Raw genomic sequence first — 16,853 nt, 5'->3', positions numbered from 1 at the left:
GCCGCCCCACACCCCCCGACACGGCCTGTGGGCCCGGCCCGTTGCCCCCGAGCTGCCACCCTGCTACCCGCGGCGTGCCGCACGGTCGAAGGAGAACCAGGACGTGCCCCGGCGGTCATCCCCTCCAGTGCACGCGTCCCAGATGGATCAGGCGGAGCTGGGCCCGGGCGGTCGCGGTGGCGGCCGACCAGTCCTCGCCCCGCAGTGCGGCGGCCAGGAACGCCGACGCCGTCATGAACATGTGGTCCACCAGCAGCCGGGCCAGCATCCGCACGTCGTCGGCCTCCCAGCCCGCACCGACGGGGTCCGTGCGCAGAACGGCGCCGATCTCCTCCGCGAAGGCGTCGAGTTGGGCGGCGATGGCCTCACGCACCGCCGGTACCCCGCCATGGCGCTCCCGGACCAGGAAGCGGACGTGCGCGGGCCTGCTGCGCACCAGCGCGGCGACGAGCCGCACCCCGGCGTCGCCCCGCCGCTCGGCGTCACCGGTCGCGGCCAGCATCCCCCGTACCGTCACGTGCAGGCTGGCCAGGGCCTCTTCGACGAGCACGGTCCCGAGCTCGTCCATGCCCCTGAAGTGCCGGTAGAAGGCGGTGGGGGAGACCCCGGCCGCCCGGGTGACCTCCCTGAGGCCCAGGCTGCCGAGGCTGCGCTCCTCCAGCTCCGAGAGGGCCGCGTCGAGCAGGGCCCGTCGGGTGCGGCGGCGCTGGATCTCGCGGGCTCCGGTGGTGTGGACGGTCATGACACGCAGTCAAGCGCGTCACACTCGCGCTCCGCCAGCATGAAGCCAATTGAACCGGGTAGTCAGTACACAACTGTTACCTGAAAGTCTGAAAGTCTGAAGGCCTGAACGCCTGAATGCCTGAACGGAAGGACGTTCCCGTGCTCTTCCTCGTAGGTGCCCTCCTGGTACTCGGCGTCGTACTCGGTGCCGTGGCCCACGTGCCCGTGCCCGTCGGCGTGGCCGCCGGCCTCGCCATCGCCCTCTGGCTCGCCGTGTTCGCCGCGCGCGAGTGCCTCTCGGACCGCCGCCGGACCACACGGGCCGGCCAGGCGCGCGGAGGTGCGCGATGAGCACCCGGACCGAAGGGGAGCGCCGTACCCGCGAGGCCGACGCCATGGCCGTCACGGCCTTCGTCCTGGGCCTCGTCGGGCTGCTCGTGACGAACCTGCTGCTCGGCCCGGTCTCCGTCGTCCTCGGCGTCCTCGCCCTGCGGCGGGGCACGCGCAGGCCCGGCCGCGCCCGCCTGGGCATCGCCCTGGGCGTGGCCGACCTGGTCGTCCTCGCCTGCCTCGTCACCGCCGACGGGACGTGGTCGTGGAGCCTCACCTGACCACGCCCCTGCGATCCGAGGAGCCCCCGGCCGGGGTCAGGGGCAGTTCTCCTCGACCTTCGCGACGGTGAAGGAGACGGGCCGGCCGTTCAGCGGGGCACCGGCCTTCGGATCCTGCGTGCACACCTTCCAGTTCGACTCCTGGAGGACCATCCGGCCCTGCACCGCGTCCTTCACCGTGATCGAGGCATTGCCCGGGAGCGCGGCGCGGACCGCCTTCATCCCCTGGCCGACGAAGTCCGGCATGGTGTCGCCCGCCGGCTTCGGGGCCGGCGCGTCCGAGGCCGGGCAGGTTTCCTCGAGCTTGACGGCGCCGAAGTCGACGGTGGTGCCGGTGCTCACGCTGCCGCCGCCGGCCGGGGTCTGGGAGCAGACCTTCCAGTTCCGGTCGAGGGCCTGCAACCGGTCACGGCCGAGCGCGTCGTGGGACTTGAGCGCGTAGAACCCGGCGGCCTGCGCCTCGTCCTGCGCGGTCTGCAGGCCCTTGCCGACCAGGTCCGGGAGGGTCGCCGTCTTCGCGGCGGAGCCCGGAGCGGAGGAGGACGAGCCCTTCGGTGCGGGCGTGCCGGCGGACGACGCCTTGGCGTCGCCGGCGCCGTTCTGGGGGCCGCAGGCCGTGAGGGCGAGGACACCGGCGGCCGCGGTGCAGAGAATGATGGTGTGCTGTCTGCGCATCACGTCATGTTCGCCGGAACCCTCCCGCTGTGTGGTGCCTGTGACCGGTCTGTGATCATCCTGTGCGCCCGCCGGGCCCCCCGTCGCGCCGCCACGCCCGCGCCCGGACCCCGTGGACGTCGGACGTTGCAGGGAACGATCTCTTTGTACACACTTCACTACCGGGAGAGGAGGAGACGATGAGCGCGGCCCACGAGGCACGGCAATGGCCGGACGAAGTCAGCGTCGACAACGCGAGGACGACACTGCTGCAGCTCCTCGCCCGGGCGGGGGTCCCCCCGGGTGACGCGCGCCAGCTGATCGGGCTCGTCGAGGCGGGCGCCCTCGCCCTCGCGCACGCGGAACTCGACGGCGCCGGCCGGACCGTCCCGGGGGACAAGGGCGAGGAGTACCGGGCGGGCTGGCTCGACGGCGCCGAGGCCCTGCTGGAGGAGCTCGGCGCCGTGGCCGAGCGGACCCTGGCGGGGGTCGCGGGCCCGGAAGGGGACCACGGCGGGACCGGTGCACACCCCCGGGCCCGGCGCATGGAAGTGGAGCGGACCAAGGTCGCGCTCACCCCCCTCTACCTGTCGTTCACCGCGGCTTCGGAGCTGGACCCGGAGGTGACCGAAGAGGTGCTCGTCGCCGTCCTCGGCACGATGAGCCCCCGGCAGCGGGCCGGCTACGCCGGACGCCTGACGGAGTTCGCCACGCTCCACCGCGGCCGGCTCGAGCAGCTGTTCGCGGCGTTCGGCCCGGACAGCACCACCGTGGTGCACGGCCGTTACTCGCTCCTCCACTCGGTGACGAGCCTCGCCGTACTGGAACGCCTCCTCGCCTCCCCCCGGGCCCTGCGGGAACAGTGGGACGCCGCCGAACTCCCGCCCGCCTGGCTCGACGGTCTGACGACCGCCTGGGCCGCCCCGGCATGACCCCGCGGCCTGTCCGACCATGCGCGCCGGCTAGCCCTTGGGGCCCGTGCCGCAGAAGAAGATCGCCTCGCCGAGTCCCTTGACCGTGCCCGTCATCATGCCGATGGCGAGTCCCGGCACGGCGCCGGCCCCGCCCGCCATGGCGCCGGTCGCCGTGCCCACGACCGTGCTGATGTAGATGCTGCTGCCCAGGTGCTTGAGCATGCACTTGTTCCACTCGTCCTCGGTCTTCGGCTTGTCGAACAGACCGGCCGGCGACATCACGGCCGTGCCCGGCCCGGCGGCGCCCTTCGACGGGGCGGCGGCAGCGGCGGGAACGCCGTCACGCACCGAGATGGTGGGCGGCGTCACGAAGCCGGTGACCGTGTCACCGCCGACGCCCTCGATCGTCTGGGTGAGCCGCTTGCCGGCGAGGGCGAGGCCGACCTTGTGCGTGGCGCCGTTCGGCTCCCGGACGATGCCGGGCCGTACGGTGGCGATGTTCTTGCCGGAGCCGTCCGTGAGCTTGACCGTGTCGTTCTCGACGGTCGCGGTGGCCCCGTCGGGGATCTCGAGGTCCGCGCTCTCGGTGGTGGCCAGGACCTGCGGCTGGACGTCCGCACCGGCGGTGGCGGCGCCGCTGCCCGGCGCGCCGGTGCTGGTGCGGGCGATGTACATCGTGGAGCCGGCCGACGAGTTGACGACCGGGACCGTGACGGTCGCGTCCGTCGTCCACGGCTGGTTGTCCGTGTCGAAGGTCCAGGTGCCCGTGACCTTCTTGCCGACCGCCGCGAAGTCGACCCAGGCGTAGTTCTTCGCCGGGACGTCCACGGCGATGCCGTTGATCGTCGTCTCGTCCGAGGTGTAGGTCTGCGTCGCCGACAGCTGGCTGGAGATCATGGCCTGGACCGGTGTGGAGACCCCGAACGAGGTGGACACGCCGGCCGAGAACGACTGCGCCCAGCCGGAGTGGTAGACCGTCGTGAAGATCTGCTTCATCGTGCTGTCGGTGCCGTTGAACCAGACGGACGAGGCGACCTGGCGCGGCAGCACCTCGGGCTGTCCCTCCGACCTCTGGGTCCACGAACACGTCGACGTCCGCTTGGAACACAGGTCCGTGTAGTAGTCGAGGGCGAGGCCCCTCGCCTCGGCCGCCTTCGAGGCGGGGACCGTCCATTCCTGGCTCGCACCGCCGTTGCAGACGTTGGGCTGTGCGAGGATCCCCCACAGGTGGAGGCCGCCCCGGTTGTCCATGCACCACTCGGTGCCGCTGGACTCGTCGCGCCGGACGATCCCGAACGCGTTGGGCTTGCCGTCGACGGGACGGAAGTGCCACTGCTCGCCGTCCTTGCCGCAGGACTGCTGGACGGCCGGCTGGCTGGCGTACACGCACTTGCCGGAGGAGGCGCTGGCGAGGTTGAACGTGCCGGGGGCCGCGAGCCTGATCAGGCGCCAGTTCGTGTAGTTGGTGCCGTCGGGGGTGACGGAGATCTGGTTCCCGTCGTTGTTGCCCGTCGCGTTGAGCGTGCCGTCGGTGTTGGTGAAGGTGTACGCGTCGGCCGCTGTCGCGGCGGCCGCCGGGGGAGCCGCGGCGACGGCGAGAGCCGGGGTGATGACGGCGAGGGCGAGGGCGGGAGCCGCCAAGGCCCTTGCGGCACGGATGAAGTGGGATGTCATGGCAGCTTTCGGTCGGGATCCGGTGGGCTTCGGGGACAGTCACCCATACGGCGGCCGGGCTGCGAACCCGCAACGATCCGGAATGACAGACCGCCCCCGGCATGGGAAGCGGTGCTCTCCGGCGGTCGGGGCGGCGTCAGCCGGAACGCGCGTGACGGACCGGGCCGGCCCCGGCGCAGCGCACGCACCTGGTCGTGGCCGGGCGGATCTCCAGCCGCTCCGGGGCGATCGTCCCGCCGCAGGCCTCGCACCGCCCGTACGTCCCCCGTTCCAGCCGGTCCAGCGCCAGGTCCAGCTCTTCCAGGTGCTCGCGGGCCTGCGCCATCAGGGACGCCACGTGCGCCCGCTCGAACGCGGTCGTGCCGCCCTCGGGATCGTGCTCGTCGTCCACCGCGACCAGGGCGTTCGCCGCGACGATCCCCTCGAAGTCGCGGGTCAGCGCGGCCAGCCGCCCCAGGGTGTCGGCACGGTCGGCCGCGAGGCGCCGGCGGGTGTCCGAGCCGTTGGAGGCGGTGGGCCCGTCGGGGCCGTACTCCGGTGCAGGGGCCATGCTGCGAGAACGCCGGGACGCGTGCCCCGATTCCCCGGACGGCGCGGCAGGCGCGGAGGGGCCGCCGCTGCCCGGTAAGCACGTCCGCCGTTTCGCCCCCGGCCCCGCGGGCAGTCGCGCCGTGGACAGGAACACGAGGACGCCCGACGGGCCGACAGGAGCTCCGCGGCGCCGCCGACGAAAGGAAACGGCCCCATGATCCACGCTGCCTCCGGACTCGCCGTGAACGCCTCCGGAACCGCGTTCGCCTCGGCAGCCGGCGTGATCGTCGTCGTGCTGCTCATCGGTGCGGTGTGGTGGGGCGTGAAGCGGCGTGCCCACGAGCCGACACCGCCCACCCCGGCCGAACAGCCCCGGCGCCCGGCTGACGCGGGGCGCCCCGAGCGGAGCCGGGAGGCAGAGGCGCAGTCGTTCCCCTCGGACGGCAGCCGGCGGACCGCGCACGAGATGAAGGGCTACGGCAACTTCGGCTCGCCGGAGGACGGGCAGCGCTGACCCGGTGCCAGACTGGAGGGATGAACGACGACGGGGACCGGCAGCGGGACGGCCGCCTGGAGCGGGCCATCCTCGACCTGCTGGACCGTCGTGGGCCGGACGCGACGATCTGCCCCTCCGATGCCGCGCGGGCGGCGTACGCGGGAGACGACGACGGCTGGCGTGACCTCATGGAACCGGTCCGCCGAGCCGCCCGGCGACTGGTCGCGGACGGCGCCGTGGAGATCACCCAGGGCGGCCGCCCCGTCGACCCGGCGAAGGCCCGGGGCCCGATCCGCATCCGCCGCCGCCCCTCCCCGGACACCGCCGCCTGAGGGGCGGCGCCACTTTGACCTCGCCCACGGGCCGCACGGGCGCAGTGGCCGGACCCGCCACGGCACGACGCGGGTGTTGCTCCGCGGACCCGCCACGTCCGCACCCTACGGTGGAGCCCGTGGCGGAACGGGTGGCGGACGCGGTGGGCACGGCGACGGTCACCGCGCACCTCAAAGAGCGGCTCTACGCGACGATCACCATGATCTCGGTGGTCATCGGCCTCGCGGGCACCGGCCATCCGGACGCCGCCGGGGCCGCGGCCACGGTTGCGACCGCCGCCGCGGGCCTGTGGCTGGCCTCGCTCGTCGCCGACCAGCAGGCCCACCGCGTCACGCACGGCGCCCTCGCCCGGGGACGGGACCTGCGCCTGATGCTCTTCGTCAGCAGCCCCCTGTTGCTGTCGGCGGTGGGCCCGCTGCTGCTGATCGGCGTCTCGGCCCTGGGCGCGATGGAGCTGAGGACGGCGCTGTACACGGCGGCCGCGGTCAACGTCGCCACCCTGTTCGGATGGGGCTGCTACGGAGGCCTCCGGATGGGCGGCGGAACGGCCCTCGCCCTGCTCGCCGGAGTGATCGACGCGGCGATCGGCACGGCGGTGGCGGTGGTCAAGGCCGCCACCGGCCACTGAAACCCGACCCCCGCACCCCGCCCCCCCACGACCGGGCCCGCGTCAACCGTCCACCCCCCATTCACTCGGTCGGGCCCGGCTCCCCGGCTTCGCACCCGGCCGGTCCTGCGCCCGTGTGATCATCCGGGCGGACAGTGACGGGCGAGACGGCGGACGATGGTGGACGGACGGACGGACGGACGGCGGGCGGGACGGCACATGGCACGCCGCCGACGGGCCGCCCCGCGGGGAAGGACGGCAGATGAGCCTGGACCGGCACCGGGAGATCCGGCATCCCCGGCCGCCCGGCATCGACACCCTGCGCTGCACGGCGCGGTCGGGGCTGGAAGCGATCCCCGACCCGCGCCACCGCGCCATGGTGGCCGGCCTGCTGGATTCCGGCCTCCTCGACGGGCTGGTCGCGTTCGCCGGCGCGTACGAGCCGCCCCTCGACCGGGCCGCGGCCCGCACCCGCGCCGGGCTCCTGGCCGCCGAGTTCGAGGCCTTCGGCATCGCCGTCCCGGCCGCGACGATCCGTACCATCACCACGATGCGCGGCCTGATGGTGCCGGTCGCCGAGGCCGGCCTCGCCCTCGCGCTCGACCGCGTCTGGGTGTTCGGCACCTACCTCGACGACCTGTGCAGCCGCGAGCCGGCCGAGGCCGAGGCGGTCCTGCGGGAGGCCCTGCTGCCCGAACGCGCCCCCGCCCGGCCGACCACCCGCTACCTGCGGCACCTGTTCGCGGGGATCGCGCCGTTCTGCGATCCGACGTTCCTGGCCGTCTACCGGGCCTTCCTCCACAACGCGCTCGTCGGCGTCCTGATGGAGGCGGAGTTCACGCCCGACGTGTCCGACGGCGTGGACAGCGACTTCGTGCGGGCCTACAACGGCTTCTCGCAGTTCTGGTTCGTCTCGCTGCAGTTCACCGACCCCTGCCTGGAGGCCCGTACGAACCGGGCGTTCTGGTCGGCCTCGCTCTGCTCCGGAGTGACCTTCCTCAACGACGTCAACGACGTACTGTCGTCCTACAAGGAGGCGGTCGACGGAGCCGACTTCGTCCGCAGCCGGCTCCACCGCGACAGCGTCCGCGAGGGCGCCCCGTACCGGGCGGTCGCCCGCCGCACCCTGGACGGCGGCCTGACCGCCCGCGACCGGATCCTCGCCCTCGCCACCGACGACCAGCGCCCGCACCTGGAGCGCTACACGGCCGGATACGTCTACTTCCACCTCCGCTGCCGCCGCTACCGGTGGAACGACGTCTACCCGGCCCTCACGCCCATCGACACCTGAGGAACGCGAACGCGCCCCGCCGGTCAGCCCGCCACGCGCGCCATCCACGCCTCGACCTCGTCCGCCGAGCGCGGCAGGCCCGCGGACAGGTTCTCGTGGCCGTCGGCGGTCACCAGCAGGTCGTCCTCGATCCGGACACCGATGCCGCGCCACTCCTCGGGGACCGTGAGGTCGTCCGGCTGGAAGTACAGGCCCGGCTCCACCGTGAGCACCATGCCCGGCTCCAGCACACCCTCGACGTACTCCCCGGTGCGGGCCTGGGCGCAGTCGTGGACGTCCAGGCCGAGCATGTGGCCGGTGCCGGCCATGGTGAAGCGGCGCTGCAGGCCCAGCTCGTACGCCCGGTCCGCCGGGCCCTCGACGAAGCCCCACTCGACGAGCTTCTCCGCCAGGTACCGCTGCGCCGCCACGTGGAAGTCGCGGTACGCGGCCCCCGGCTTCACGGCGGCGAAGCCCGCCTCCTGGGCCCCGTACACCGCGTCGTAGACCGTGCGCTGCACGGCCGTGAAGGTGCCGCTGACGGGCAGGGTGCGGGTGACGTCGGCGGTGTAGAGGGTGTGGGTCTCCACGCCGGCGTCCAGCAGGAGCAGGTCGCCCGGGCGTACCGGGCCGTCGTTGTCGGTCCAGTGCATGATCGTGGCGTGGTCGCCCGCGGCGCAGATCGAGCCGTAGCCGACGGAGTTGCCCTCCAGTCGGGCCCGGCGGAAGAAGGTGCCCTCGATCCACCGCTCGGAGGAGGCGACGGCCCGCGAGAGCTCGCCGACGCAGTCGGTGAAGCCGCGGACGGTGGAGTCCACCGCCTTGCGCATCTCGCCGATCTCCCAGGCGTCCTTGACGAGCCGCAGCCCGCTCAGCGCCTCTTCCAGCTCGGCGTCGCGCCCGGCGTCGGTGGCGACGGCGGCCTCCAATGCGGGGTCGACGCCGCGGACGATGCGCGTCGGCACGCCGGGCGCGGCCGCCAGGTCGCCGACCGCCGAGCGGACGTCGCGGCAGGACAGCCCGAGCACGCGCTCCGACTCGGCGAGGGAGCGGCGGCGGCCCATCCACAGCTCGGCGGTGTAGCCCAGCCAGAACTCGTCGGTGTCCCGGCCGTCGCGCGGCAGCAGGTAGCAGTACGCGTCGTGGCCGCCGTCCGGGCGGGGTTCGAGGACGAGGGCGCCGTCGCGGGCCCGGTCGCCGGTCATGTGGACGTAGCCGGAGTACGGGCGGAACGGATAGGGGTCGTCGTTCGAACGCGTCTTGAGGTTGCCGGACGGGACCACCAGCCGCTCGCCGGGGAAGCGCGCGGAGAGGGCGGCGCGGCGCTGGGCCGCGTACGGGGCCTGCTCGTCGGCCGCGAGGTCGTGGCGTTCGGTGTCGGCCCAGCCCGTCCTCATCAGGGCGGACAGTTCCTCGGAGATCTCTGGGTAGAGGCCGTTCTTGCGACCGTTCGCCACGTCGTGCTCCTTCTTCTTCCGGACGGCTGCCGGGAGGCCCCGGCGATGCCCGGACGGTACTGCGGCCGCGCGCCCTGCGGAGTCCCCGTCGTGCCAGTGGCACCGATCGGCCACCGGTGCTCCGCGGTCGTCGATAATGCGGTGCATGGCGAACGCGAAACTGGACGAGGCCCTGCGGATGCTGGGCGTCGGCCCCGCGGCGGGCCGCGTGTACCGGTCACTCCTGGAACTGGCCCCCGCCCCCCTCGGCGAGCTGCGGCGGGCGGCCGGGCTGGAGGGCACCGAATTCGCCGCGGCGTACGGGGAGCTGGTCGACGCCGGGCTGGCGGGCGCCGCCGAGGAGGGCGCGGACGTGGCGGCGCCGGTCCCTCCCGCCGCCGGCCTGGAGATCCTCGCCCGGCGCCGCGCGGCCGAGCTGGAGGCGTCCCGCATCACCGTGGGCGGCGCGTTCGAATCGTTCCGCCGCCGGCGGCTCACGGCCCGCGACGACCACCTCGTCGAAGTCGTCACCGGTGACGCGGTCGGCCCGAGGCTCCGCCAGGCGTGGGCCAGCGCGCGCGAACAGATCCGCCAGCTCGAATCGCCGCCCTACTTCCCCCAGGCCGAAGCCCTCGACGACGCGCTGAGCACCCTCGCCCGCGGAGTGACGCAACGGGTCGTCTACTCGAAGGCGTCACTGGAGGTGCCCGGACGGCTGGAGGCGGCCATCGAGCCGTGCATCGAGGCGGGGGAGCAGGCCAGGGTGGCGCCGACGGTACCGGTCAAGCTGCTGATCATCGACGAGGCGTACGCGCTGGTGTCCCTGTCGATCAGGGAGGCCGACGTACACAACACGACGCTGGTGGTGCAGCCGTGCGGCCTGCTCTCGGCCCTGGTCGCCCTGTTCGAGCAGACCTGGCAGCAGGCCCTGCCCTTCCACGGCCGCACCACCCGCCCCGCCGGCCTCCCGCCCGCCGACCGCCGCCTGCTCCGCCTCCTGGCCGGGGGCGCGGCCGACGAGGTCATCGCCCGCGAACTGGGCATCAGCCGCCGCACCTTCTTCCGCCGCCTCCAGATCCTGATGGCCCGCCTGGGCGCCGAAAACCGCTTCCAGCTGGCCCTCCAGGCCCAACGCAACGGCTGGCTGTGACCCGTGCCCGCCGGCGGCGGGCGAACCGGATCAGCGGGCGTGGTGGCGGAAGTTGCGTTGGTGGGGGAGGGTCGTCAGGCGGCGCGCAGGGGCGCGACCGTCGGGGATGCGGCGGTGCCGTCCCGGGAAGGGGTTTCGCCGTGCCGGGACGCTGGGCGCCAGGGCCAGCAGGGCGACGAGGGCGAGGACGGCGACGAGAATGAGCACGGTGACGAGGGCCATGTTCCTTCCTTTCGTCGATTCTGACTGCCTGTCACCACGTGTTGTTACCGAATGGCGGGTAATTAAACACGCTGAGTGAAAGCCGCACGGGCCGGAGCGGGGGTTTACGAGGAGGCGGGGAACGATTTCAGCCACGACCCGTCGCCCTGTGCGGTGGCGTCCGTGTAGCCGCAGCCGTCGGCCTGGGCCGCGGCACCCGGGTAGGCCACCTCGACGGCCACGTGGGGGAAGTCCTTGATGAACGCCGCGACCGCGATCCGGCCCTCCTTGACGGGCCCCCGTTCGCAGTCGAGCCGCACGGTGCCCCGTTCGATGCCCTGGATCCACTGCCGGAAGGACTGCGGCCGCATCAGCGGCTCGGGAACCATCTGGGAGCTGAGGTCCAGGGCGATCCCGTCCAGGACGGCGGTCACCTCGTCGAGCGCGGCCGGGGCCGGCCTCGGCGCCGGGTAGAGGTACGAGGCGTGCGGCTCCTGGTCGACGGCGGTCGCCCCACCCCGGTAGCTCTTGCCGGCCTTCCCCCCGGCGAACTTGACGTCGAACGTGCCGGTGGCCGCGGCCACGGGGCTGCCCGGGAAGGTCTTGGCCCACAGTCCGTCGCCGCCCTGCGCGGCGTCGCCGATGCCGTAGGCCCCGTACAGGCCGCCGCCCGCCGAGATCAGGGCCGCGGAGCCGCCGCCGTGCACGGCGTTGCGGTAGCGGACCCGGACGGTCAGGGCCGGGAAGTCACTGCGGAAGTCCTTGATCACCGACCGGCAGGAGTGGCACGGGCCCATGTCGGAGTACAGGTCCAGCGTGCCCTTGCGGACCGCTCCGATCCGCGCCTTGTAGTCCGCGGTGCTCGTACACCCCAGGTGCCGGTAGATCTGGTCGGCGAGGAGGTTCACCGCCTGGCGTTCGGCGTCCCTGCCGTGCTGGCGGCCCTTGAGGGCGCCGGTCCAGTCGGCGGGCTCCGGGACGTCCTTGTAGTAGCTGTCCCCGCGGGGCTCCTGGTGCGAGACGCTCCGGAACTCCCCTTCGAGGTCGGGATACCCGATGAAGGTGATCGAGTACGTCAGGATCGCCTTGTTCGTGAATGCGGCGGTGGTCATGTGCTGAACTCCCCCACTCCGTCACAGGATGTACCGGGCGGCCGCCCCCGCGGCCCCCTCCCCGCGAGCGCGCCGGACGGGCCCCGCGGACGGCCCCTGGTGACTTCCCCTCCACACGACCCGCCAATCCCGGCCGTGCGGGCCGGCGCGCGCCGCGGCCGATCCGCCCCGGGAGCACGGCGGTTGGCCCGGCCACCTCACTCCTCCGGCGCCGCGCCGTCCGCTTCGGCGGCCACGGCCGCGGAGGACAGGAGGGTGGTCGCGGCCAGGGTGCCCCAGAGGGCGGTCGGGCCGTAGGGGGCGAGGGCGGTGATCACGGCCGGTGAGACCGCGAGCCCGAACCCGGAGGAGAGTTCGAAGCGGGCCAGGGTGCGTCCCAGCGCCCCGGAGGGGGCGAGGGCCGTCACCAGGGCGGTGGCGCTGCCGGCGTAGACGATCTCGCCGAGGGTGCAGACGACGGAGACGGCCGCGATGCCGGCCGCGGCCCACCCCTGCGCGTGCCCGCCCCCTTCGCCGAGCAGCGTCACCACCAGGAAGCCGAGGTACGAGACGGTGAGGACGGCACCGGCGACGACCAGCGCGGTCCGCCGGGCGTAGCGGGCCATCAGGACCGTGACCGGGACCTGGAGGGTGACCACCAGCACCGTGTTGGCGACGAAGACCGCCGCCGACCACACGGGCGAGGCGTGCAGCTGCGTCAGCAGCACCAACGGCAGTGCGATCTCGGGGACGTTGAGGCAGAAGACGTACACCACGTTGGCGGCCAGGAGGGCGCGCATGCGCGGCGGCGCTCCCTCCGGCCCCGCCGTTCCGCGGGACCGGTCCGACGCCGCCTCCGGCGCCTGCGCGCGCACCCGCACCGACCACGCCAGGACCGCGGCCAGCAGGTACGCCGCTCCCGTGACCCCCGCCAGCGCCCGCAGGGCGGAGGTCCCACCCGCCAGGCAGACCATGGCGAGGAGCGCCCCCACCCCCAGCCCGGCGTTGCGCAGCGCGCGTCCCGCCGCGAGGGCGGTGTCGCGTTCCCGCCCGTGGGCGAGGGTGGCGACGAGGGCCGCATGGGCGGCGGGCCAGGCCTGGTTGCCGATGCCGAGCAGCAGGGCCGCGGCCGCGAACGGCGACACCCGCCCCGCCGGGGTCGCCACCAGCACGGCCACCCCCAGCACGCGCACCAGCATCGACGCGGCGACGACCGTGCTGCGGGCGCCCCGGTCCAGCCACCTCCCGACCGCGGGCACGCACAGCAGCCCGGTGACGATGCCGGCCGTCATGGCCAGGCCGGTGGCCGACGCCGACAGCCCGAGCACCGTCACCCCGTAGAGGAGGAGGAAGGGCCTCAACAGGCCGGTGCCGAGGGCGTCGACGGCCAGGGCCACGGTGTATCGGGGGCCGCCGCAGGCGCGCAGGAGGGCGCGCGGCCCGACCTTGGGGACGGGGGAGGGGCTGAGGGCAGGGGCCGGGCCGGTGCTCGTGGCTGTCATGGACTGAACAGTGGACGCGGCCGCCGGGCCGGGCACGTCGCTTGACGGAGATCGTCAACAGTCGTCGGCGCCCCCCGGCACGGCGGGGATGATGGGTCGATGACCTTGAGGATCGACATCGGAGGCATGCCGCCCGACGGGCTGCGGTTCGCCGCGTCCCCGCTCGCCGAACTGACCGCGATGCTGCACGTGCTCGCCGAACCGGAGCACCATCCGGAGTTCGGCGCGTGGGCCGCCGATGTGTGGGCCGGACTGCGGCCGGGGCTGGCCGACCGGCTGCGGGAGGCGGAGTTCCTCTGGCGGACCTCCCAGGCCGACTTCATGCTCCCGGCCCGGCCCCGGCCGACCCTCGGGGAGGAACTGGACGACGTGGACCGGATCGACGACGAGCGGTACGTCTCCGCCGCGCTGGTCACCACCTGCGGCAACCGGATCCACTTCAGCTGCCCCTCACCCCTCGACGACGCCGCCGCCCGCGATCTGGCCCTGGACCTCGCCCAGGCCCGGGGCCCGCGCCAGGAAGCCTTCGCCGAGCGGCTGCTCGCGGACCCGGCGGCGGTACGAGCACGCGTCCGCGAGACGCTGGAGGCCTGCGCCGAGGCCTTCTTCGACTCGGCCTGGGCCGACGCCGCCGTGCGGCTCGCCACCGACCTGCGGCTCAAGAACGACCTGCTGAAGCGGCAGGGCCCCGGAGCCGCCCTCGCCTCGGTCTCCGGCGCGGTCACCCTCGCCCCGGACGGTCACGGCATCCTCGTGGACAAACTGCTGGACAAGGTGACGCACGCCCACACCGCCGGCGTCACCTTCATCCCCAGCGTCTTCGGCCGGCCGCACCTCGCGGTGGTCCACGCCCCCGGCTGGCAGCCGGTGGTCCAGTACCCGGTGGCCGAGCCGGGCCCGTCGCAGCCCGTCTCCCTGGACACCGTCGCCCTCCGGCTGGAGGCCCTCTCCCACCCCGCCCGGCTGCGCCTGCTCCGCACCCTGGCCCGGGGCCCGCACACCAACGGCGAACTGGCCCACACCTGGGACATGACACCGCCGGAGGTCTCCCGCCACCTGGCCCTGCTCCGGCGCGCGGGCCTGCTCGCGGGCCGGCGCGAGGGACGGTACGTCCGCTACAGCCTCAACCTCTCGGACCTGACGGCCCTGGGCACCGATCTACTGGCCGCGGTACTCCGCTAGTCCGTGCGGCGGCTCAGGCTCGCCATGGGGGAGCGCGGGGTCCAGCCGAGGGCTTCGTACAGCGCCCTGCCGTCGGGCGTGCCCACCAGGACCCCGTCCCGCGCCCCCGCCTCCCACGCGGCCTGCTGCAACGTGCGCATCACCAGGGCGCCCAGGCCCCGGCGCCGCTGGTCCGCGGCGGTCTCGATCTGGTCCGGCACCGCGACGCGCCCGGCCAGTCCCGCCTGCCCCCGGGCCGCGAGCCGCCCGTCCCCGGCGCGGACCAGGACCTTGACCACCCCGCCCCGGTTCCACTTCGTCACGGTGTACCCGGCCGGCGGCGGACCGGGGGTCACGGGGGCGAGGGGCAGGGTCATCAGGAAGCCGGCGACGTCCGCCTCCCACCCGTCCCCCGCCCAGGGCAGCACCACCTCGTCCGCGGCGAACAGCTTGAGCCAGGTCCCCGGCGGGGCGGTGGCGGCGAGCTTGCGCACATCGGCCTCCTCCGGCACCGGCACCACATGCCGCGCGACCTCCTTCGCATTCCCCACCGCGACGGTCCACCCCCACGGTTCGTCAACCGGATCGGCCGCGCCGCGCGAGACGATCCATCCGTCGACCCACTGCCTCACCCAGCCGGCGAGCCGCTCCTCGGGCACGATTCCCCCCACGTGTAATGATCCTGTCCCTACAGGGATCATTACATCACCCGGGTCCGGCAAGAGGGCACCCGATATCCACGCCCAGGGACCGTGATCTACCGTCTTCTCCGGCACACGTAACGCAGTTGACCCACGGGGACGTACACGCATGCGCAAGACAGCAACCCTCACCATCAGCCTGCTCGCAGCCGCCGCGCTGCTGACCGGGTGCGGCGGCGAGAAGAAGGACGCCGGCCCCGCCAAGGAACCCGCCGCGCCCGGCGCCCCGTCGAGCGGCGGCGCGAAGGGCTCGACGGCGAAGAAGAAGGGCGTTCCCCATGAGGTGGTCTTCGAAGTGGGCGGCTCCGGTGCGGCGCAGGTCATGTGGAACGGGAACTCCAACCACTTCGACCAGGTGACGCTGCCCTGGACGAAGACGGAGTCCATGCAGCTGGTGGACGCCGAGCTCAAGGTCGGCATCACCGTCTCGGTGGTGCCGGGCTCGGTCAAGGGCGCGGACGGGATGCTCGTTCCCGCCCCGTGCACCATCAAGGTCGACGGCAAGCAGGTCGCCGACAACCAGGGCGGCAAGTCGGCCGCGCCCTGCGCGTACAAGCTCACGGACTGACGGCCGCCCCATGGGTGACGGGCCGGTCGCGGGCCCCCGCGACCGGCCCGGCCCCGGCAGGCGGGCCGCCGGATCGGCAGGGCGCCGGCGCGCACGATCCGGGGGACATGGCAGGCTGGGCCGGTGAACGACGCCATCACCGCCGCCTGGCGGCGCGCGGCCGGCCATCAGCGCCGGTTCGACGCCCGCTTCGCCTCCTACTTCGACTCCCTGACCGACCCCGAGGACAGCAGCCTGGAGATACCCCGGCGCGGCACCTTCCCCGCCCGCGCCCTCCAGTTGGTGCGCGAGCTCTCGCTGCGCGGCGGCAAGCGGCTGCGCGTGGTCCTGCTCCACGAAGCCGCGGCCCTGGTGACCGGTGAGAGCGTTCCCGGCCTGGACGAGGCCGCCATCAGCATCGAGCTGTTGCAGACCCACGGCCTGATCCACGACGACATCATCGACGACGCCCCCACGCGCCGTGGCGGCCCCTCCACCTACTACGCCTACCGCCAGGACTTCCCGGACCGCCCCGACACCGCGCTCGCCCTCGCCGTCCTCGCCGGCGACCTGGCCGCCTTCCTCGCCGGCCGCGTCCTGCTCACCGGCGCACTGCCCCCCGACCGCGCCCTGGCCATGGCCGCCGTCCACGCCGACACCGCGGCCGCCACGGTGGCGGGACAACTCCTCGACCTGGAACGCGACTTCCACCCCGAGCCCGATACCGAACTCCTGCACGAGGTCACCGAGTACAAGTCCACCCGCTACTCCGTCCTCGCCCCGCTGCGCCTGGGCCTGCTGGCCGCCGGCGCCGACCTCGCCCCGTACGACGGCGAACTGCGCCGCTACGCCACCGCCCTGGGCATCGCCAACCAGATCCACGACGACTGGCTCGACCTGTTCGGCGATCCCGAATCCCTCGGCAAACCGGTCGGCTCCGACATCCGCTCGGGCCGCCGCAGCTACGCCGTCCGCGCCTTCCTGGCCGCCTGCGACGGAAACGAACGCAAGCTGCTGGACGCCGCCCTGGGCACCCCGGGCTGCGATGACGACACCCTCGACCGCATCCGTGGCATCGCGCGGGCGCACGGCGTCGACCGGCAGCTGAAGGCCGAGGCCGAGCGCCACGCACGCCGGGCCGCGGCCCAGGCCGCGACGTGGCGGGAGCGCTGGCGGCCGGACGCGGTGGCGTTCTTCGAGCACATGCCGGCCTGGAGCGTCACCCGGGACCGGTAGCGCTCCGCCCCGGGA

Annotated in this window: 20 protein-coding genes; 11 read left to right on the top strand and 9 right to left on the bottom strand. The window is 73.8% G+C overall.

What is annotated here, in order from left to right:
- Positions 1-115: 115 nt before the first annotated feature.
- The gene (locus ACFY0O_RS19955; protein WP_388948087.1) at positions 116-742 is read right to left on the bottom strand and encodes a TetR family transcriptional regulator; all 627 of its coding nucleotides are present in this window, start codon (positions 740-742) and stop codon (positions 116-118) included.
- Between the two features lie 140 nt (positions 743-882).
- Here ACFY0O_RS19955 and ACFY0O_RS19950 point away from each other — a divergent pair, with 140 nt between their 5' ends.
- A complete protein-coding gene (locus tag ACFY0O_RS19950; RefSeq protein WP_388948085.1) occupies positions 883-1,074 on the top strand; it encodes a hypothetical protein in 192 nt (63 codons plus the stop codon).
- The gene (locus tag ACFY0O_RS19945) at positions 987-1,334 is read left to right on the top strand and encodes a DUF4190 domain-containing protein (RefSeq protein ID WP_388948232.1); all 348 of its coding nucleotides are present in this window, start codon (positions 987-989) and stop codon (positions 1,332-1,334) included. The genes ACFY0O_RS19950 and ACFY0O_RS19945 overlap by 88 nt, the downstream gene beginning before the upstream one ends.
- A 36-nt stretch (positions 1,335-1,370) precedes the next feature.
- Here ACFY0O_RS19945 and ACFY0O_RS19940 read toward each other — a convergent pair whose 3' ends face one another.
- On the bottom strand, positions 1,371-2,009 hold the full coding sequence (locus ACFY0O_RS19940; RefSeq protein WP_388948083.1) for a hypothetical protein: 639 nt from the start codon (positions 2,007-2,009) through the stop codon (positions 1,371-1,373).
- Positions 2,010-2,188: 179 nt separating this feature from the next.
- On the opposite strand from ACFY0O_RS19940, the gene ACFY0O_RS19935 reads away from it, so the two are divergent.
- Positions 2,189-2,920: a hypothetical protein gene (locus ACFY0O_RS19935; RefSeq protein WP_388948082.1), complete on the top strand. Its 732-nt coding sequence runs from the start codon at positions 2,189-2,191 to the stop codon at positions 2,918-2,920.
- A 30-nt stretch (positions 2,921-2,950) separates the two neighbouring features.
- On the opposite strand, the gene ACFY0O_RS19930 is transcribed toward ACFY0O_RS19935, so the two are convergent.
- Both ACFY0O_RS19930 and ACFY0O_RS19925 read right to left on the bottom strand, forming a co-directional pair.
- Complete coding sequence (locus ACFY0O_RS19930; protein WP_388948080.1) at positions 2,951-4,576, bottom strand: RICIN domain-containing protein; 1,626 nt, start codon at positions 4,574-4,576, stop codon at positions 2,951-2,953.
- A gap of 136 nt (positions 4,577-4,712) precedes the next feature.
- Positions 4,713-5,126 carry a TraR/DksA family transcriptional regulator gene (locus ACFY0O_RS19925; protein WP_388948078.1) on the bottom strand — a complete coding sequence of 138 codons (414 nt, stop codon included), beginning with the start codon at positions 5,124-5,126 and terminating at the stop codon, positions 4,713-4,715.
- A gap of 195 nt (positions 5,127-5,321) precedes the next feature.
- Here ACFY0O_RS19925 and ACFY0O_RS19920 point away from each other — a divergent pair, with 195 nt between their 5' ends.
- From ACFY0O_RS19920 to ACFY0O_RS19905, 4 genes are all read left to right on the top strand, one after another.
- Complete coding sequence (locus tag ACFY0O_RS19920; protein ID WP_358894810.1) at positions 5,322-5,621, top strand: DUF6479 family protein; 300 nt, start codon at positions 5,322-5,324, stop codon at positions 5,619-5,621.
- Between the two features lie 20 nt (positions 5,622-5,641).
- Entirely contained in the window at positions 5,642-5,935 is a 294-nt protein-coding gene (locus ACFY0O_RS19915; RefSeq protein WP_388948076.1) for a DUF3253 domain-containing protein, read from the top strand.
- Between the two features lie 119 nt (positions 5,936-6,054).
- Positions 6,055-6,564: a hypothetical protein gene (locus ACFY0O_RS19910; RefSeq protein ID WP_388948075.1), complete on the top strand. Its 510-nt coding sequence runs from the start codon at positions 6,055-6,057 to the stop codon at positions 6,562-6,564.
- A gap of 241 nt (positions 6,565-6,805) precedes the next feature.
- Positions 6,806-7,834: a hypothetical protein gene (locus ACFY0O_RS19905; protein WP_388948073.1), complete on the top strand. Its 1,029-nt coding sequence runs from the start codon at positions 6,806-6,808 to the stop codon at positions 7,832-7,834.
- 23 nt (positions 7,835-7,857) lie between these two features.
- Here the strand turns inward: ACFY0O_RS19905 and ACFY0O_RS19900 are convergent, their stop codons facing one another.
- A complete protein-coding gene (locus tag ACFY0O_RS19900; protein WP_388948071.1) occupies positions 7,858-9,270 on the bottom strand; it encodes an aminopeptidase P family protein in 1,413 nt (470 codons plus the stop codon).
- 145 nt (positions 9,271-9,415) lie between these two features.
- Here ACFY0O_RS19900 and ACFY0O_RS19895 point away from each other — a divergent pair, with 145 nt between their 5' ends.
- Complete coding sequence (locus tag ACFY0O_RS19895) at positions 9,416-10,399, top strand: LuxR family transcriptional regulator (RefSeq protein ID WP_388948069.1); 984 nt, start codon at positions 9,416-9,418, stop codon at positions 10,397-10,399.
- Between the two features lie 30 nt (positions 10,400-10,429).
- On the opposite strand, the gene ACFY0O_RS19890 is transcribed toward ACFY0O_RS19895, so the two are convergent.
- The 3 genes from ACFY0O_RS19890 to ACFY0O_RS19880 form a co-directional block, all read right to left on the bottom strand.
- Positions 10,430-10,621, bottom strand: a complete 192-nt coding sequence (locus ACFY0O_RS19890; RefSeq protein WP_388948067.1) for a hypothetical protein — start codon at positions 10,619-10,621, stop codon at positions 10,430-10,432.
- A gap of 104 nt (positions 10,622-10,725) precedes the next feature.
- Complete coding sequence (locus ACFY0O_RS19885; RefSeq protein WP_388948066.1) at positions 10,726-11,712, bottom strand: deaminase domain-containing protein; 987 nt, start codon at positions 11,710-11,712, stop codon at positions 10,726-10,728.
- Between the two features lie 197 nt (positions 11,713-11,909).
- A complete protein-coding gene (locus ACFY0O_RS19880; protein ID WP_388948064.1) occupies positions 11,910-13,193 on the bottom strand; it encodes an MFS transporter in 1,284 nt (427 codons plus the stop codon).
- A gap of 99 nt (positions 13,194-13,292) precedes the next feature.
- On the opposite strand from ACFY0O_RS19880, the gene ACFY0O_RS19875 reads away from it, so the two are divergent.
- Positions 13,293-14,375: a DUF5937 family protein gene (locus ACFY0O_RS19875; protein WP_388948062.1), complete on the top strand. Its 1,083-nt coding sequence runs from the start codon at positions 13,293-13,295 to the stop codon at positions 14,373-14,375.
- On the opposite strand, the gene ACFY0O_RS19870 is transcribed toward ACFY0O_RS19875, so the two are convergent.
- Positions 14,372-15,025 (bottom strand): GNAT family N-acetyltransferase, encoded by a 654-nt coding sequence (locus ACFY0O_RS19870; RefSeq protein ID WP_388948061.1) that lies wholly within the window; start codon positions 15,023-15,025, stop codon positions 14,372-14,374. The two genes, ACFY0O_RS19875 and ACFY0O_RS19870, sit on opposite strands and share 4 nt — an antisense overlap.
- Before the next feature lie 139 nt (positions 15,026-15,164).
- Here ACFY0O_RS19870 and ACFY0O_RS19865 point away from each other — a divergent pair, with 139 nt between their 5' ends.
- On the top strand, positions 15,165-15,623 hold the full coding sequence (locus ACFY0O_RS19865) for a hypothetical protein (RefSeq protein ID WP_388948059.1): 459 nt from the start codon (positions 15,165-15,167) through the stop codon (positions 15,621-15,623).
- A 123-nt stretch (positions 15,624-15,746) separates the two neighbouring features.
- Positions 15,747-16,838 carry a polyprenyl synthetase family protein gene (locus ACFY0O_RS19860; RefSeq protein WP_388948057.1) on the top strand — a complete coding sequence of 364 codons (1,092 nt, stop codon included), beginning with the start codon at positions 15,747-15,749 and terminating at the stop codon, positions 16,836-16,838.
- Positions 16,839-16,853: the final 15 nt, after the last annotated feature.

This window comes from Streptomyces sp. NPDC001594, assembly GCF_042893675.1.
Lineage (GTDB): Bacteria > Actinomycetota > Actinomycetes > Streptomycetales > Streptomycetaceae > Streptomyces.
This window is presented reverse-complemented; position numbering and strand designations above follow the sequence as displayed.

What these genes read in the sequence shown, in the direction of transcription:
- ACFY0O_RS19955 (WP_388948087.1), bottom strand. Translation starts at nt 742, where the DNA reads ATGACCGTCCACACCACCGGAGCCCGCGAGATCCAGCGCCGCCGCACC.
- ACFY0O_RS19940 (WP_388948083.1), bottom strand. Translation starts at nt 2,009, where the DNA reads ATGCGCAGACAGCACACCATCATTCTCTGCACCGCGGCCGCCGGTGTC.
- ACFY0O_RS19935 (WP_388948082.1), top strand. Translation starts at nt 2,189, where the DNA reads ATGAGCGCGGCCCACGAGGCACGGCAATGGCCGGACGAAGTCAGCGTC.
- ACFY0O_RS19930 (WP_388948080.1), bottom strand. Translation starts at nt 4,576, where the DNA reads ATGACATCCCACTTCATCCGTGCCGCAAGGGCCTTGGCGGCTCCCGCC.
- ACFY0O_RS19925 (WP_388948078.1), bottom strand. Translation starts at nt 5,126, where the DNA reads ATGGCCCCTGCACCGGAGTACGGCCCCGACGGGCCCACCGCCTCCAAC.
- ACFY0O_RS19920 (WP_358894810.1), top strand. Translation starts at nt 5,322, where the DNA reads ATGATCCACGCTGCCTCCGGACTCGCCGTGAACGCCTCCGGAACCGCG.
- ACFY0O_RS19915 (WP_388948076.1), top strand. Translation starts at nt 5,642, where the DNA reads ATGAACGACGACGGGGACCGGCAGCGGGACGGCCGCCTGGAGCGGGCC.
- ACFY0O_RS19905 (WP_388948073.1), top strand. Translation starts at nt 6,806, where the DNA reads ATGAGCCTGGACCGGCACCGGGAGATCCGGCATCCCCGGCCGCCCGGC.
- ACFY0O_RS19895 (WP_388948069.1), top strand. Translation starts at nt 9,416, where the DNA reads ATGGCGAACGCGAAACTGGACGAGGCCCTGCGGATGCTGGGCGTCGGC.
- ACFY0O_RS19890 (WP_388948067.1), bottom strand. Translation starts at nt 10,621, where the DNA reads ATGGCCCTCGTCACCGTGCTCATTCTCGTCGCCGTCCTCGCCCTCGTC.
- ACFY0O_RS19885 (WP_388948066.1), bottom strand. Translation starts at nt 11,712, where the DNA reads ATGACCACCGCCGCATTCACGAACAAGGCGATCCTGACGTACTCGATC.
- ACFY0O_RS19880 (WP_388948064.1), bottom strand. Translation starts at nt 13,193, where the DNA reads ATGACAGCCACGAGCACCGGCCCGGCCCCTGCCCTCAGCCCCTCCCCC.
- ACFY0O_RS19875 (WP_388948062.1), top strand. Translation starts at nt 13,293, where the DNA reads ATGACCTTGAGGATCGACATCGGAGGCATGCCGCCCGACGGGCTGCGG.
- ACFY0O_RS19865 (WP_388948059.1), top strand. Translation starts at nt 15,165, where the DNA reads ATGCGCAAGACAGCAACCCTCACCATCAGCCTGCTCGCAGCCGCCGCG.